The sequence below is a fragment of the Sphingobacterium sp. UGAL515B_05 genome, assembly GCF_033097525.1.
GTDB lineage: Bacteria > Bacteroidota > Bacteroidia > Sphingobacteriales > Sphingobacteriaceae > Sphingobacterium.
The window spans coordinates 2,895,306-2,912,432 of record NZ_CP109907.1 but is presented as its reverse complement, the minus strand read 5'-3'; the positions used below and the strand labels follow the sequence as shown (position 1 = coordinate 2,912,432).

The following is a 17,127-nucleotide window of genomic DNA, read 5'->3' as shown; positions in this document are numbered from 1 at the left end:
AATGAGTGCAGATATTAACAAACTAGAACAAATTGCATCACAGGTAAGACGTGATATCGTACGTATGGTACACGCTTGTCAATCAGGACACCCAGGTGGTTCGTTAGGTTGTACAGATTACTTTGTGGCGCTTTATTTCAATGCAATGAAACGCAATCCTTCCTTTGACATGGATGGAAAAGGAGAAGATTTATTCTTCCTGTCAAATGGACATATCTCTCCTGTATTTTACAGTACATTGGCGCATGCGGGATATTTTGAAGTGAGCGAATTAGCAACGTTCAGAAAAATCAATTCCAGACTTCAAGGTCACCCAACAACACACGAGGGCCTTCCGGGCATTCGTATTGCTTCGGGATCTTTGGGCCAAGGATTATCTGTTGCAATTGGTGCCGCACAGGCAAAAAAATTGAATAAAGACAATAATCTAGTTTATGTATTAATGGGTGATGGCGAATTGCAGGAGGGCCAAGTTTGGGAAGCTGCAATGTACGCACCACACAACAAAATCGACAATTTGATCGCTACTGTTGACTATAACAAAGCACAAATTGACGGATCTACAGATCAAGTATTATCTCTTGGTGATCTTCGTGCAAAATGGGAAGCATTTGGCTGGGATGTGATGGAAATTGCTAAAGGCAATGACATGAATGCTGTTGTTGCAGGTTTAGCAGAAGCTAAATCACGTACAGGAAAAGGTAAACCAGTCATTATTCTGATGCATACTGAAATGGGTAGCGGTGTTGATTTTATGATGGGTTCTCATAAATGGCATGGTGTTGCTCCAAATGACGAACAATTGGCGTCGGCGTTGAATCAGCTTACAGAAACTTTAGGAGATTACTAGCATGAAAAAATATACTTATACAGAGTCAAAAGATACACGTTCAGGATTTGGTGCGGGCTTACTAGAAGCAGGAAAGCAAGATGAGAATGTAGTTGCATTATGTGCTGATTTAATCGGTTCGTTAAAAATGAACGATTTTATCAAAGAATTTCCTGAGCGCTTTTTCCAAATCGGTATTGCGGAAGCAAACATGATGGGTATTGCTGCCGGACTTACGATCGGTGGTAAAATCCCATTCACAGGTACATTTGCAAATTTTTCGACAGGCCGTGTTTATGATCAGATTCGCCAATCGATTGCTTACTCGGACAAAAATGTAAAGATTGCCGCATCGCATGCTGGTCTAACCTTAGGTGAAGATGGTGCAACTCACCAAATCTTAGAAGATATCGGTTTGATGAAAATGTTACCAGGAATGACAGTGATCAATCCTTGTGATTTCAATCAAACAAAAGCGGCTACAATTGCAGCAGCCAAATATCATGGACCAGTTTATTTGCGTTTTGGCCGTCCTGTAGTTCCTAACTTCACTCCTGCTGATCAGGAATTTGTGATTGGTAAGGCGGTATTATTAAATGAAGGAACGGATGTTACAATCATTGCTACAGGTCATCTGGTATGGGAAGCTATCCAAGCTGGTGAGAAATTAGCTGAGTTGGGCATCAACGCTGAGATTATCAATATCCATACAATCAAACCTTTGGATGAAGAAGCTATTTTAAAATCTGTTGCTAAAACCAAATGTGTCGTAACGGCGGAAGAGCATAATCGTCTTGGCGGTTTAGGTGATAGCGTTGCTCAGGTATTAACAAGAGAGTTGCCTACTCCACAAGAATACGTTGCTGTAAATGATAGTTTTGGAGAATCAGGTACTCCTGCTCAATTGATGGAAAAATACGGTCTGAATGCAGCGGCTATTGTTGCAGCGGTTCAAAAAGTAATCAAAAGAAAATAACAAAACTACGCAAGTCAATATATGGATGACGCTTTAATTATAGCAAAATTCGCCGAAGAGAGTACGCGAGAAGAAGCTTTCCGTTTATTGTTGAAGAAATATCAACAGAAGATTTATTGGCATGTGCGAAGAATGGTCATCGATCATGACGATGCGGACGATGTTGTACAAGATATCTTTGTGAAAGTATGGAAGAACCTTGGGAACTTCCGCGAAGACTCACAGTTATATACGTGGCTTTATCGTATTGCAACAAATGAATGTATTACCTTCTTAAATAAGAAAAAGCAAAAGCAGAACGTGTCGTTGGATGACGACACGACTGCTTATCTGGCAGAAACGCTTGCTGATGGCAATTATTTCAATGGTGATAGAGCTCAAATGAAATTACAACAGGCTTTGTTGACCTTGCCAGAGAAGCAAAAATTGGTCTTCAATATGAAATATTTTGAAGACATGAAATATGAGGAGATTTCAGAAGTCCTCGGAACAAGTGTTGGAGCGCTTAAAGCCTCTTATCATTTGGCCGTCAAAAAAATAGAGGCATTTTTTAACAACAACGATTAAACCTTTTAGCGAAATTAGGTTCTAACAGATACTATGAAGGAAAATGGCACATATCATGATGGGCTGGAGCCTACAAATCTTCCAGCATCGTTGCGTGAAAATCCATTTGGCTTACCTGAAAATTATTTCAGTGATTTAGAATCAAAAATAATTACGCAAGTCAAATTGATTGAATGCAAGGAAGAATCCATCTTTGAGGTTCCAGAAGGATATTTTGATAGCCTATCTGAGGCCATTATGTGTAAAGTAGCAGAAGATAATTTAAAAAATCAAATTGCTACTGACGGCTTTGAAACTCCTGAAAATTATGCTTCCGAACTATCTTCAACTATCCTCAACCGAATTTTAGAAGACAAATTAAAAGAAACGATTGCATCTGATGGCTTTACAATGCCTTCTGCTTATAATCAAACTCTTGAAGATTCCATCTTCGCCCGTTTAGCTGAGCAGGAATTGAAGAAAACAGTTCCTACAGATGGTTTCTCTGTTCCTGTTGGTTACGAAGAAACAATTGAAACGACTATTTTTGCTCGTATTGCTGAAGAGAAACTCAAAGAAACGGTTGTGACTGAGGGCTTTGTTGTACCACCACATTATTTTGAAACTCTTTCCAACAGTATTATTAATGCTGTGCAGGAACCTGAAAAAGATCATACACCTATCCATCAAATAGGAAGACCGAAAATATGGTATGCACGTTATGCTGTTGCAGCATCTTTTGCTGCCATGTTGAGCATAGGAGGATATTGGGGGTATCAGTATCAACAACAAAACGCAGCTCCCGTAGAAACAGTTGCAGAAGAACAGTTGAGCCAACATTTGTCAGAAATTCCTAAGCAGGAAATTATTAATTACCTTGCGGCTTCAGCTTCTGGTGATGATATGATTTATATGTCCCAGTATACCGATGAAGCGAATCTCCCTACCAAGGGATTTGGGAGTAATGTATCTAAACAAGAAATAGAAGATTATCTAAATTATACCTTATAATGATGTTCAATAAAAAATACATATGGATAACATTGTTCTTTAGTATATTTTCTATTGCCTTGGGCTTTGCACAAGACAAAAATCGATTTCAAGCTATAGAAAATGAAAAAATAGCTTACATTACTAAAGAACTAGATTTAACGCCAAGAGAGGCTCAGCAATTCTTTCCGCTCTATAACGAGTATAGCCAAACACTTTGGGATATCAGGAAAGAAAAATTGAATGGTGCTCCCAAAAATAGTTTTAGAGGTGGTTCCAGAGATATCTTACAGTATGATGCTAAAGAAGTGGAGATCAAAAAAGAATACCGGGCCAAATTTGCCAAAGTTATTGGCAATGCGCGGGCATCGCAATTTTTTGAAGTGGAACAGGAATTCAGGGAGCATCTATACAAATCCCTACAGAATAGAAGAAAATAATCTTGAAAATAAAAAAGAAGTCTTAAAGACTTCTTTTTTATTTTCGGACATTTGTAAAATCATGTTAAGCAACAGAGAATTATTTTTAATGAATACTGCTCAAACATCTAGCTCACCTAGATTGGTTGAAGTAGTTAAGGCTGAAGGTGTCTACCTTTATGGCCCCAATGGGGAAGAATACATGGATTTGGTCTCCGGCTTCAATGTCAGCAATATAGGCCATCGGCATCCGAAGGTTTTAGAGGCTATAAAATCACAATTGGAGCAGTACTTACACGTCACCGTTTATGGTGAATTTGTGCAGGCGCCACAGGTGCAATTTGCTACAGAATTACTAGCAGAACTTCCCGCTAATTTTCAATCAGTCTACCTCACCAACAGTGGAACGGAAGCGGTAGAGGGCGCTATGAAAATAGCAAAGAAATATACTGGTCGCAGGCAGATTATCGCGGCAAAAAAAGCGTACCACGGCAGCACGCAAGGTGCACTCAGTCTGATCGGAAACGATGAGTATCGCAAAGCCTATGCCCCCCTCCTTCCCGAGATAGATTTTATCGGGTTCAATGATATGGAAGATCTAACAAGGATTACGGAACAAACTGCAGCTGTCATCCTCGAAGCGATTCAGGGAGAAGCTGGTGTTCGCGTCCCAGATATCGCTTACATGCAAGCTATCAGAAAACGCTGCGATGAAACAGGTACATTACTCATTTTTGACGAGATTCAAACTGGTTTTGGTCGTACTGGCCGTCTTTTCGCTTTTGAACATTTTGCAATTGTCCCAGATATCCTGTTGCTCGCCAAAGGTATCGGTGGTGGCATGCCTTTAGGTGCATTTGTTGCAGCCAAAGAAGTGATGGACGTTATTAAGGACAATCCCATGCTTGGACATATCACCACTTTTGGGGGACATCCTGTAAGCTGTGCCGCAGCACGTGCTTCACTAAGCGTTATCAAAGAAGAAAAATTAGTCGAACAGGTTGAAAGAAAATCGCTTTTATTTAAAGAAAAACTCAAACACCCTTCCATCAAAGAAATTCGTGGATTGGGTCTTATGATGTGTCTGCAACTAAATTCTTTTGATCAAGTCTATAATGTGAGTAAATACTGTGCTGAAAACGGGATAATGATCGATTGGTATCTGCATTGTGAAACAGCATTGCGTGTCGCCCCGCCATTGACAATTACAGACTTTGAAATCGAAAAAGCGTGTAACATCATTATAAAAGGTTTGGAAAAGTATGCTTAAAGTATGTAACTTTAATCAGAACAAAAACCTAATAATGAACACAAACCGCAGATCATTTATCAAAAAAAGCATTATTGGCACCGGTCTATTGACTGGCGCCAATTTACTGGGAAACGATGTCTTCGCGCACGATTCAAAATCCAGTCCCTCAAAAATCAGTTTAAATAATGATGACATCATTTTATTTCAGGGCGACTCCATTACAGATGTGGGCCGGGATAGAAATAACAGAAATGCCAATGACACTGGTGCGCTGGGTCATGGTTATGCTTTATTGGCTGCCAGCCAGCTCTTAAATAAATATCCAGCAAAGAAACTAAAGGTGTATAATACAGGTATCAGTGGAAACCGTGTACCCGATCTTCAAAAGCGCTGGACAGAAGATACATTAGCGATTAAACCAACCGTATTGAGTATTCTGATTGGTGTAAACGACTTCTGGCGCACGATCGATCGCGGAGCACAGACTACGGTTGAAGAGTATAAATCGCAATACCAAGAGTTATTACACGAGACACTACAAAAGCTGCCAAATGTCAAATTGATTATTGGCGAGCCCTTTGCAGTAAAGGGAGTTGGTCACATCACAGACGCATGGTATCCAAAATTTTTGGCTTATCAAGAATCTGCCCGTGAAATCGCCAAAGAATTTGGTGCAATTTTAATTCCTTATCAAAAGGTATTCGACAATGCTCAAAAGAACGCCCCTGGCGCCTATTGGGCAGCGGACGGCGTACATCCCACGCTTGCTGGGGCACAAATGATGGCCTCAGCCTGGATGGACTGCATCAAGTAATAAAAGATAAGAGCGGATACTTTATTGAAATCCGCTCTTTCTTTTTTAACATGTGCTATATGTTAAACCTAAATTTCTTTGTAAGGTGTTTTTTGTAGATTGGGAAGAAAATAAGCCACAATACCGATCAATGGCAGATAGGAACATAAGTGATAAATAAACTCGATGGAAGTATGATCGGCCTGCCAGCCAAGTACAGCGGATCCAATCCCCCCCATTCCAAATGCAAAACCGTAAAATAAGCCTGAGACCATACCCAATTTTTTAGGCAATAGTTCTTGCGCATAAACAATAATTGCTGGAAAAGCTGATGATAAGATCAACCCAATAATCACGATTAATATCCCCGTCATTGTAAGCCCGACATAGGGTAATGCCAATGCAAATGGCGCAACGCCCAAGACGGAGAACCAGATGACATATTTGCGTCCAAATCGATCGCCGAATGCGCCGCCCAATAGCGTTCCCACCGCAACAGCTATCAGAAAATAAAATAGATAGACTTGCGCTTCCACTTCATTGATCCCGAATTTCTTGATTGTATAAAACTGGAAGTAATTTGTAATACTTGCTATATAGAAGTATTTTGAAACAATCAATAATAGGAGTATAATAACGGTGACGACAATTCGGCTATTGGTGAGATCAGGTACGCGGATTGTTCTCTTCGTTGATCTAGCAGAGTTTTGAAGTTTCTTTTTATACCAACTACCGATATAATAAGATATAAATTGGCCGAGAATGGTAAATAAGCACATCCAGGCGATCGCCTGTTGCCCTCTCGGTAAAACCAAAAAAGCGACAATGATTGGAGCCATTGCGGTCCCTGCATTGCCTCCGATCTGAAAAATAGATTGTGCCATACTTCTTCTTCCTCCTGACGCCATATAAGCTACACGTGAAGATTCAGGATGAAAGATTGAAGAACCAATCCCAACGAGAAAAACAGAAAATAAGATCCATTCATAACTGTGTGCTTTCGAAAACAAAAGCATACCGAGAAGTGAAAAAGACATCCCTATAATCTGGGAGTATGGTACAGGATGTTTATCCGTAAATGAGCCAACAACAGGTTGAAATATTGAAGCTGCTATCTGATAAACCATTGTAATCATCCCAACCTGCGAAAAGCTTAGATGATGCTCTTCTTTGAGCAGGGGATAGGTTGCTGGTATCACTCCTTGAATCATATCATTCAAAAGATGCACCATGCTCACAGCAAACAAAATAGAAAAAATAGGTCTACTCGCTTTCTCTTGTATCATGACGTCGTTAAAAATTAAAAAGGTTGATTTTCACAAACCAACCCAGACTATCTTCATATAATAATTATAATACGCGGACCAACAATCCTTTCAGATACTCCCCTTCTGGGAACGAAGCCCGTACAGGATGATCTTCAGGTTGATGAAATTGTCGGATAAACTGAATTTCCTTTCCAGCATCCAGTGCTGCCCAAGCAAGTACCTGTTTGAACGTATCCATATCCATCGCACCTGAGCAAGAAAATGTCGCTAATAAACCACCACTTTTTAACAACATCAATCCGCGGCGATTCAGGTCTTTATACGCCCTTGATGCTCTTTCCAATGCAGATCGAGAGGGTGCATATTTCGGTGGATCTAGGACAATCAGATCAAATTTTTCTCCTTCATCAATGAATTTACGCAATTGCTTGTTTACATCAGACAATATTGCTTTATGTCGACTAGGTTCAAAACCATTTTCAACAATATTCTTTTCCAGGGTTTCAATAGCCAGTGCAGAACTATCTACAGATATGACTTCTGCAGCGCCACTTTTCAAACTATTTAACGTAAAACCACCGGAATAGCAAAAACAATCTAGGACTCGTTTATTCAAAACGTAGTTGGCCGTTAGCTGGCGATTTTCACGTTGGTCGCAATAAAATCCCGATTTTTGCCCATCAATAATGTTAACCTTATAATGAATGCCATTTTCGATAACGTCGACAAATTCAGATGGAAGTTCTCCAAACAAAAGCCCATTGGTATTGGGTAAACCTTCATGTTCGCGGGATTTCAGATCACTACGCTCATAAATTCCTGTGGGTTGCAGTAAAGCATTCAATTCTTCGATGATAACTGATTTGACTTTTTCAACCCCAACTGAGTGAACCTGAATCGATATAAAATCTGCGTATTTATCTGCAATAAGTCCAGGAAGAAAATCTGCTTCAGCAAAGATTAAACGAACCGTATTGGTAACACCATGTTGCAACAGATGCTGCCTTGCAGCTACAGCCTTCTGAACACGGGCACGCCACCAATCTGCATCAATCTGTACTTGAGGATTCCATTCCAATAAACGAATGGCTACACGCGAGCTATTGTGAAATAGACCATAGGCAATAAATTCACGTTCAGCATTGTAAACGCCAACAACTTCGCCATCTTCAATTTTATCGGACAATGATTTAATTGCTCCGGAAAATACCCAAGGATGCAATTGCCAGGCAGCTTTATCCTTACCCTTATTCAAATAAACTGATTTCATTGTTGCAAAATTAACTTATTAATTCGACATCCTGATGAAACTTTCCTGATAAAACAATCTAACATCCTCAATACATTATATATTTCCCAAAAATTCTTTTAATCCAAAAAACTCAACTATTTCTGAATAAAAATAAAAGGGCTCCTAAAGGAGCCCTCAACGTTTAGTTATGGTTGATTAAATATTTTTTGAAGGCTTCAAAATCAACTTTCAAAGATTCTGCTAATTTCTCTTTTCCTTGCAATGTTTCTGCGCCGACAGGCAAAACTATTTTTTCGAATACATCTGCTGCTATTGCATCAGGGAATTTGCAGGGATGTGCTGTTGATAAGAAAACTGAAGCATACGGACCGGGATGCTCATTTGCATAAGCACGAGCGCCAAGCCAGGCGATTGCTGTATGCGGACAGGCGATATAATTCGATTCTTCAAGTAATTTCTGCATTCCTTCTTTTGTTTCTTCATCTGTAAAAGTATAAGAAGAAAGCATATTTTTTAATTCAGCCACATTTCCGCCAAAGAGATCCTGTATACGTACCCAGTTGCTTGGATTCCCAACATCCATGGCATTGCTTAAGGTTTGAACAGAAGGCAGTGGTTCATATTTACCTGAAGAAAGGAATCTGGGAACGGTATCATTGACGTTTGTTGCTGCTACAAAATGCTTTACTGGAAGTCCCATTTTATAGGCCAATAAACCAGCCCCTATATTACCAAAATTACCACTCGGCACTGTAAATACGACCTCATTGACTCCTTGTGACTTCAATTGTGCATACGCATAAAAATAATAAAATGTCTGTGGGATCAGCCGTGCTATATTGATTGAATTAGCTGAGGTCAAACGCAATATAGCATTGAGTTCGGCATCACTAAAAGCTTGTTTTACCAATGATTGACAGTCGTCAAAAGTTCCTTCTACCTCAATAGCGCGAATATTTTGTCCATTAGTGGTCAGTTGTAATTCCTGAACCTCCGAGACTTTACCTTTAGGATATAGGATCGTCACACGTGTTCCTTCTACCCCCAAAAAGCCCAAGGCAACAGCTCCACCGGTATCCCCTGATGTCGCGACAAGTACGTCCAGTAATTTATCGTCAGTCTTTGAAAAATACCCCATGACCCTACTCATAAAGCGAGCTCCAAAATCCTTAAAGGCATAAGATGGCCCATGAAATAGTTCGAGCACAGCGGTGCTCTCGGTCAAGAATTTTACAGGAGCATCAAAATTGATGGCATCGTTCACAATCTGTTTTAAATCGTCTTTGGGAATATCATTTCCCAATAGTGTAGAAGCTACTTCAAAAGCAATCTCCTGCAAGGAATACTGTTGAATATTCTTAATGAACAGCGGATCCAATTGTGGTATCTGTTCAGGCATATATAACCCTTTGTCTGCAGGGAGAGAATTGAAGACCGCATCTTTGAAGGAGACTTCTAATGTTTTATTATTTGTACTATAAAATTTCATATGTAAATAATCTTTTGTAAAGGCCAATAAAACATCCTGTTATTTTCATTCGTGTTGACTTTAGAATGTGGATATTTCATTTTATTATCTTTTCTGAGGCAATAATCAATTAACCTAAGATTTTATAAACCTCGTTTCTGTCCTTAAATAATTTTTAATCTAATATTCTGGGTCCTTCCACATTGACACGGGAAACATAGCCAAAACTATCAATTTCATTTTCTTTGAGATGAGTTTGTATTTTGTCGGCAATATCCTTTGCTATTTTTTCATCCCGTGTTATTGCAACGACGGAAGGTCCTGAGCCAGAAATACCAAAACTCAAGGCGCCATTTTTCAAGGCAATCTCTTTCATTTCATAAAACTGGGGAATTAAAATTGCACGAGTTGGCTCAATAAGAATATCTTTCATGCTTCGCGCAATGAGATCATAATCTTCCTTGAACAACGCGGCAACCAATCCCGCGATATTTCCCCATTGTGTCACGGCGTCTTTTAACAACACTTTATCTTTTATAAGTTGTCTTGCGTCACGTGTGGGAACATCGACCTGTGGAAAAACGACCGCTGCTACGAGTTCTTTTGGTGAAGGGATGGAAATAACATCCAAAGGTTCATTTCCCCGAATTAATGTTATGCCGCCATAAAGCGCCGGGGCAACATTATCAGCATGGCCTGTACCGCAGGCCAAACGCTCACCTTCAACACAAAACGGCAGTAATTCCTCTTTTGTCAAAGGGTTTCCAAGCATGGTATTGATGGCAAAAAGCCCAGCCACGGTACTTGCTGCACTGGAGCCTAGTCCCGATCCAATTGGCATATGTTTATGCAATTCAATTTCGACACCTACCTTTGAAGAGATATTCAAGGCCTGTAATAGATATTGAACACAGGCAGATACGGTATTCTTATCAGGATCGAGTGGTAGTCTTCCATCGTCGCCAGTTATTTCCCGAATCGTTACTCCAGGTTGTTGCGTGCGCCGCATAACCACCTCATCACCGGGTTCCTCGACAGCAAAACCCAATATATCAAAACCACAGATCATATTTGCGACAGTTGCAGGCGCAAAAACACGAACTTCCGACAGCATGCCGTCTAAATTTATCACCTTATCCTTGAGATACTCCACATTTAAATTATTGGCCATCACGTAATTTTTATTTTCCTTGAATAGTTTTTATGCTCCAACATTTACCAAATCTGCAAATACACCTGCAGCTGTCACCTCAGCCCCCGCACCAGGACCTTTTACGACAAGGGGACGTTCTTTGTACCGCTCTGTTGTAAACGATATAATGTTATCGCTGCCTGATAAAGCATAAAAAGGATGGTTTTCATCAACGAACTGAATTGCAATGGATACCTTCCCATTTTCCAATTTCCCAATGTAGCGGATCACTTTATTTTCGTCAGCTGCTTTCTTTTTCATTGCTTCAAAATATTGGTTTTCCCGTTGCAATTCTGTGTAAAAAGATTCTACAGTATCTGCTTTCAAGCATGCTGGCGGCAGTATCGCACCGAGGTCAACATCATCGGCTTCCACAGCATATCCTGCGTCCCTGGCTAAAATGAGCATTTTACGCATAAAATCTATTCCGCCTAAGTCATCCCGAGGGTCTGGTTCGGTGTATCCGAGTTCCTGCGCCTGTTTGACGACATCATAAAAAGAAGCATCTGCTTTAAAATTATTAAAGATATATGAGATTGTTCCAGATAGAATAGCCTCTATCTTCACGATACGGTCACCACTCAACATCAAGTCTCTAAGTACTCTAACGATAGGTAATCCTGCGCCTACATTTGTTTCATAGAAGAAATCGACACCATGGCGATGGGCAGTATCACGGAGTGTCCTATATTGCTCATACTTGCCTGAATTCGCAATCTTATTGCAAGTAACAATTGAAATATTGGACTTAAAAATATCCTCATAGTAGGTCGCCGGTAATTTGCTTGCAGTATTATCGATAAATACGCAGTTTGGCAGATTCAGCGCCTTCATCCGTTCGATAAACAATGCTAGGTCTGACTCGGTTCCATTTTTAGCAAGTTCATCAGACCAATTATTTAAATCAACACCTTCGGTATTAAAAAGCATTTTACGGCTATTTGAAATGCCAACAACCTTAATTTCAATATCATTTTTATCCAGTAGAAAATCATGCTGACTTTCGAGTTGTTTAAATAACGTTGCACCGATGTTGCCTGTACCGATATTAAATACATGCAAAGTTTTCTTCAGCTCTGCGAAAAACGCGTCATGTACAGCATTGAGCGCCTTTGCTAAATCTTCTTTACCTATAATAACGGAAATATTGTATTCAGATGAGCCTTGTGCAATGGCGCGAACATTAATACCGTTCCTTCCTAGAGCTGCAAATAATCGTCCAGACATACCGGGTGTCTTTTTCATATTTTCACCCACGATGGCTAGGACCGACAGATTTTCTTCAATCGCAGGAACGACCAATTTGTTAGCCTGGATTTCAAGCTCAAACTCCACTTCGATCAATTGTATAGCACGTTTTGCATCCGATGGGTTTACTGCAAATGTGATACTATGTTCGGAAGAAGACTGGGTGATTAGCACAACATTGATTTGCTCTCTAGCCAAAAGCGTAAAAAGCCTTCCGCTAAAACCAGACTTACCAATCATACCCGATCCGCTAAGATTGATGACAGAAATATCTGATATAGAAGAAATTCCCTTGATTGGCAGCGCAGTTTTTCCGCTATCAAACTGAATCACTGTACCGGAAAAATCAGGTTCAAAGGTATTTCGAATCACAATCGGTATTTTCTTTAGGAAGGCTGGAATCATTGTCGGCGGATAAATCACCTTAGCCCCAAAATAAGAGAGTTCCATTGCCTCTGTATACGATAATACAGGTAGGGAAAAAGCTTTCTTTACAATACGTGGATCAGCTGTTAACATACCATTCACATCTGTCCAAATTTCAATGGCTGTTGCATCCAATATGGCTCCGAAAATTGCGGCAGTATAATCTGACCCACCTCTTCCCAAAGTGGTTATACGTCCATTTTCATTACTCCCGATAAAACCTGTGACAAACAGAAGCTTATCACTATGTGTTATGTACAGTGATTTTACCAATTGCTCAGTCAGTGGTTCATTTAAATGAGCATTCCCAAAATTTGAATCAGTCTTCACGTAATGAGATGCATCAACAAATAGCGATTCAGGAATATATTGTTCCATCACCTTAGATACCATATAATTCGAACAGCGCTCGCCGTAACTTAGGATCAAATCTTTGCTCTGGTTGCTCAGCTCCTTTAGTGCAAAAATGCCTTGGAGCAGGTCTTCTATTTCGTTAAAAAACAACTTTAGCTTTGTAAATACAGGATTTTGATATTTCACAGCCAGAAGCTCTTTAACAACCGTAAAATGCTTATCCTCCAAGGATTTTAGACCATCCGAAAAGGACTTGCCTTCCGCAGCATCCTCAGCCAATTGAGTAAGCAAGTTTGTTACCCCTGACATAGCTGATAACACAACCAATGGTTTTTCCTTTGCATCATAAGATTTTTTCACAATGCTCAGGACCGCCTTTAAACTTTCTACCGTGCCGACCGATGTGCCTCCAAATTTTAGAACTTTCATACTGTTTTATACTGTTTGTTTAGATTGATGATTTTTGTGCTAAAAAAGAAGCGCTTTCCTTTTTGGAGGAAAGCGCTTCTAAATATTGTGTCTACTATTATATACAACGAAACTACTTCCTCCTAAGTTTTATCCCGGTGGTAATAATAATCGACGTAATAATTGTATTTGTGTTCATTGTTTTTGCTTATGTTTTGTAAATATAGAACAAATATTATCACTTTACCAAAGAAAATTAATATTTTTTTTAAGATTTACAATGAGAATCCAAATAGAGTGGCATTCTATCATCATAGGGATATTTTCACATGTAGTAGACGATTTACTTTGTGTAGTCAATGCTCTACAGACGCATTAATTCTCAATACACCCAAGAGTCTCTTGGAAAGATGTTAAAATTGTTAAAATTTCGTTAAATACTCTGAAATAAATTTGACCTTAAACTGATATTGTATTATATTCGCAACAGTGCTGTCCAAAATAGATGACAGTGTTGAATTTTTAAAAGTTAAATGTTGTACAAAAAAGCGATTTAATGAAAACAAAGAAATTTATAGCGTCAATGCTATTTATCGGCTTATGTCTAGTGTCGCAGGCACAAACCAACAGAAACTCCAAACCAGAATCAGATCCTGATAACCTAGCGAAAGAATACTTTTCACAAATAATGGGAGTTGCAGTCTCAGCAACAACAAATACCAAACTTTATCAATTTGTTTACGAGTGGTTGGGTACTCCATACCGTCTAGGAGGAGATTCAAAAAGAGGCATTGATTGTTCTAAATTTTCTTATGAATTATACGACAAAGTGTTTAACACATCGTTGGGGTATAATAGCAGAAACCAGTACTCTCAAGTCAAAACTGTCGAAAAAAATGAGCTAAAAGCAGGTGACCTGGTATTCTTCAAAATTAGAAGTAAAAGTATTACCCATGTCGGTGTTTATATTGGCGACAATAAATTTGCACATGCCTCATCAAGTAAAGGAGTTATGATCAGCAATTTAGATGAACCGTACTGGAGACGTTATTATTACAATGGCGGTCGTTTACCGGAAGATAATAGGTCGCTTACAGCAGAATTATTAAAAGCGGAAAAAGATAATAAATTGAATTAATTAAGATTGATTCGATCTAGAAAAGTCCAAAGCGTTTAACTCGTTTTGGACTTTTTTTATACAATATAATATCCTATTTTTACCCTATAATCATTGGAATACTATTATGTCTTCAAAGAAAACGCTCATCTTAAATAAAGAACAAATCAAACAAAAATCTATTCGGATTGCCTATCAAATTTTGGAAGACAATTTTGAAGATGAAACACTTGTATTAGTAGGAATTGCCGACCGGGGTTATGTATTTGCGCAACGCCTTCAAGCAATTTTACAGGAGATTTCAACGAAGGAAATCCTGCTAATTAAAGTTACTATGAAGAAAACGAGTCGATCGCTGAGTGCAAGCACAGACATACCTGTTGATATTGCGAAAGATAAGACCATCATCTTGGTAGATGATGTGTTGAATAGCGGCAGAGCCTTAGCTTATGGACTGGGTGTATTTTTGAACGTTCCACTGAAGAAAATGAGAACGGCTGTATTAATTGACAGGAGTCATCATAAGTTCCCCATATTTAGCGACTACTACGGCACGAAGCTCTCAACGATATTAAGAGAACATGTTACCGTTACTCTTGAAGAATTTGATAAAGAAGAAGATGCAGCATGGTTAATTTAAACCATGCTGTTATTTCTTTGAGACTTTCAATTTCATACCCGGTTTTATCCGGCTTCCGTTTAAATCATTTTCACTTTTAAGTCGACCGACTGATGTACCATTTTTATCTGCGATCTCAGATAAGGTATCGCCTTTCTTAACGACATAGTAAGCTGTACGTGTAGTACTAGCGGCACGCTGTTGACTCTTCTTTGAAGACCTTTCTGTGTTACGCGCTAATTTCGCGTTAACGAAATCATCCTCTTTTTTTATCAGTAAGTTTTGTCCAGGGACAATTTGATTTCCGCGCAGGTTATTCCACGATTTTATATCCTGTACTGTTACTTCAAACTTGTCAGCAATGGAAGCGAATGTCTCACCAACTTTCACTTTATATTTGCCATTTTGTAGAGGCTCACTCAAATTTTCCGTTTGACTAAGAGTTGCAGAAGATATTGGCGTGTTGAGAGCTGCATACAATTCTTCTGAGGCAATCTTTTTATCCAAGACAGGTAACACTAACCGCAATGGAGACTCTTCAGTACCATTTAATACATTTCTTTTAAAACTAGGATTCAATGCACGTAATGTCTCTTTTGAGACATGTAAAGCATCCGCTATTTGGTTCAGTGAAATCCGTTTATTGATATCTAATGCTTGAGTTCTTAGTGAAAGTTCAGTATCCGCAGCACTGATATCATTTTCATCCGCATATTTCATCGCATAGGTCATTGCGATGAACTTAGGGATATAGTTTTGGGTCTGCTGCGTTAGATATGGTGCGATATCCCAAAAAGTAGCATTCTCTTTTCCCGAACGTTGGATCGCACGGCTAACAGCCCCTTTACCGCCATTATAGGACGCTATCGCTAATAGCCAATCGCCATATTCATCGTAAGCTTCCTTTAAGATTTTGGCGATCGCATAACTTGAAGCAATCGGATCCATACGTTGGTCGGTATAACTATCTACGGTAAGATGATAAGTTTTGGCTTCATAATACATCAATTGCCATAAGCCTGTTGCACCCGCACTAGAGATATCGCGTGGGTTTAATGATGATTCGACTACACTTAGATATTTGAGTTCACGCGGCACTCCGACTTCATCCATGATTTTATCAAACAGTGGGAAATAGTATTGTCCCAGTCCCATCATCCTACACATATAGGGATTATAATTATCCGACGTGTATTTAGCAATCAGATCTTTCACTCGCGGCGAGTAGTCCAACGGAACCTCACGTTCTATTGCCTTCAGTTTCCGCACGAGCTGTATATCTTCATCTGTAATTTCAGCATCATGCTGCCCGTTATTTCCGGAAGATTTTATACTGTCTAGGTATTGGTAAATTTCTTGTTTTTCTTTTTCGATACTTTTTTGAAAGAAGGTATGGGCTGCTTCTTTCATGCCTTCTACAGCGCTTTCTTGGGCCATGAGTGGTAGTACATAGCATACCCCTCCTAGTATTGAAATTAACGTCTGTTTTCCGATCATAAATTTACTGTTAAATCCGAGTTTGATTCATCTGCTGAAAAATCAACAATAATCTAAACGCTTAGAAATGGATTTTAGTATAAAAATGGTTTTCGCCCTATTTTAGCTGTAGGTCGAGTATAAAACAAAATACGATTTTGTTCCTCACAAAATCGTATCTATGTTATATGGGATCAAAATCTCCCTTATTTGTTATCTTCTACTTCAGATTTTTTGTCAGATGAAGACTCGTCTTTTTGGCCTTCTTTAAATTCCTTTACTCCTTTACCCAATCCGCGCATCAATTCAGGAATCTTCTTGCCACCAAATAATAGTAACAATATTACTACAATGACAATTAACTCTTGCCCCCCGATTCCCATGATTAATAATGATGTTGACATAACTATAATTTCTTGTTTTTCAATTCTTTTAAACTAAAACTTTTCTCTTTCCTTACAAATGTAATGATAATTATTAAATATAGTAATTAT

16 protein-coding genes are annotated in these 17,127 nt (G+C 39.1%); 9 read left to right on the top strand and 7 right to left on the bottom strand.

Going from position 1 to position 17,127, the window contains the following annotated elements; all coding sequences use genetic code 11:
• The first annotated feature begins 1 nt into the window (after nucleotide 1).
• From OK025_RS11715 to OK025_RS11685, 7 genes are all read left to right on the top strand, one after another.
• Nucleotides 2–850 carry a transketolase gene (locus tag OK025_RS11715; RefSeq protein ID WP_075994134.1) on the top strand — a complete coding sequence of 283 codons (849 nt, stop codon included), beginning with the start codon at nucleotides 2–4 and terminating at the stop codon, nucleotides 848–850.
• Between the two features lies 1 nt (nucleotide 851).
• Nucleotides 852–1,805, top strand: coding sequence for a transketolase family protein (locus OK025_RS11710; protein ID WP_317669589.1), 954 nt, complete (start codon nucleotides 852–854; stop codon nucleotides 1,803–1,805).
• A gap of 21 nt (nucleotides 1,806–1,826) precedes the next feature.
• Nucleotides 1,827–2,372: an RNA polymerase sigma factor gene (locus tag OK025_RS11705; protein ID WP_075994136.1), complete on the top strand. Its 546-nt coding sequence runs from the start codon at nucleotides 1,827–1,829 to the stop codon at nucleotides 2,370–2,372.
• Between the two features lie 33 nt (nucleotides 2,373–2,405).
• Complete coding sequence (locus OK025_RS11700; RefSeq protein WP_317669588.1) at nucleotides 2,406–3,362, top strand: hypothetical protein; 957 nt, start codon at nucleotides 2,406–2,408, stop codon at nucleotides 3,360–3,362.
• Complete coding sequence (locus OK025_RS11695; RefSeq protein ID WP_317669587.1) at nucleotides 3,362–3,781, top strand: hypothetical protein; 420 nt, start codon at nucleotides 3,362–3,364, stop codon at nucleotides 3,779–3,781. The genes OK025_RS11700 and OK025_RS11695 overlap by 1 nt, the downstream gene beginning before the upstream one ends.
• Before the next feature lie 61 nt (nucleotides 3,782–3,842).
• Nucleotides 3,843–5,030, top strand: coding sequence for an aspartate aminotransferase family protein (locus OK025_RS11690; protein WP_317669586.1), 1,188 nt, complete (start codon nucleotides 3,843–3,845; stop codon nucleotides 5,028–5,030).
• A gap of 34 nt (nucleotides 5,031–5,064) precedes the next feature.
• Nucleotides 5,065–5,826 (top strand): SGNH/GDSL hydrolase family protein, encoded by a 762-nt coding sequence (locus OK025_RS11685; protein WP_317669585.1) that lies wholly within the window; start codon nucleotides 5,065–5,067, stop codon nucleotides 5,824–5,826.
• A gap of 68 nt (nucleotides 5,827–5,894) precedes the next feature.
• Here OK025_RS11685 and OK025_RS11680 read toward each other — a convergent pair whose 3' ends face one another.
• From OK025_RS11680 to thrA, 5 genes are all read right to left on the bottom strand, one after another.
• Entirely contained in the window at nucleotides 5,895–7,091 is a 1,197-nt protein-coding gene (locus OK025_RS11680) for an MFS transporter (protein WP_317669584.1), read from the bottom strand.
• 64 nt (nucleotides 7,092–7,155) lie between these two features.
• Nucleotides 7,156–8,343 carry a class I SAM-dependent rRNA methyltransferase gene (locus OK025_RS11675; RefSeq protein ID WP_317669583.1) on the bottom strand — a complete coding sequence of 396 codons (1,188 nt, stop codon included), beginning with the start codon at nucleotides 8,341–8,343 and terminating at the stop codon, nucleotides 7,156–7,158.
• A 163-nt stretch (nucleotides 8,344–8,506) separates the two neighbouring features.
• Complete coding sequence (thrC, locus tag OK025_RS11670; RefSeq protein WP_317669582.1) at nucleotides 8,507–9,814, bottom strand: threonine synthase; 1,308 nt, start codon at nucleotides 9,812–9,814, stop codon at nucleotides 8,507–8,509.
• Nucleotides 9,815–9,968: 154 nt separating this feature from the next.
• The gene (locus OK025_RS11665) at nucleotides 9,969–10,907 is read right to left on the bottom strand and encodes a homoserine kinase (protein ID WP_317669772.1); all 939 of its coding nucleotides are present in this window, start codon (nucleotides 10,905–10,907) and stop codon (nucleotides 9,969–9,971) included.
• Nucleotides 10,908–10,994: 87 nt separating this feature from the next.
• A complete protein-coding gene (gene thrA / locus OK025_RS11660) occupies nucleotides 10,995–13,442 on the bottom strand; it encodes a bifunctional aspartate kinase/homoserine dehydrogenase I (RefSeq protein ID WP_317669581.1) in 2,448 nt (815 codons plus the stop codon).
• A gap of 535 nt (nucleotides 13,443–13,977) precedes the next feature.
• Here thrA and OK025_RS11655 point away from each other — a divergent pair.
• A complete protein-coding gene (locus OK025_RS11655; protein ID WP_317669580.1) occupies nucleotides 13,978–14,559 on the top strand; it encodes a C40 family peptidase in 582 nt (193 codons plus the stop codon).
• Nucleotides 14,560–14,665: 106 nt separating this feature from the next.
• Nucleotides 14,666–15,178, top strand: coding sequence for a phosphoribosyltransferase family protein (locus tag OK025_RS11650; RefSeq protein WP_070563077.1), 513 nt, complete (start codon nucleotides 14,666–14,668; stop codon nucleotides 15,176–15,178).
• Nucleotides 15,179–15,187: 9 nt separating this feature from the next.
• Here OK025_RS11650 and OK025_RS11645 read toward each other — a convergent pair whose 3' ends face one another.
• Together OK025_RS11645 and tatA are read right to left on the bottom strand one after the other, a co-directional pair.
• A complete protein-coding gene (locus tag OK025_RS11645; protein ID WP_317669579.1) occupies nucleotides 15,188–16,654 on the bottom strand; it encodes a LysM peptidoglycan-binding domain-containing protein in 1,467 nt (488 codons plus the stop codon).
• A 185-nt stretch (nucleotides 16,655–16,839) separates the two neighbouring features.
• Nucleotides 16,840–17,037 (bottom strand): twin-arginine translocase TatA/TatE family subunit, encoded by a 198-nt coding sequence (gene tatA, locus OK025_RS11640; protein WP_317669578.1) that lies wholly within the window; start codon nucleotides 17,035–17,037, stop codon nucleotides 16,840–16,842.
• Between the last annotated feature and the right edge of the window lie 90 nt (nucleotides 17,038–17,127).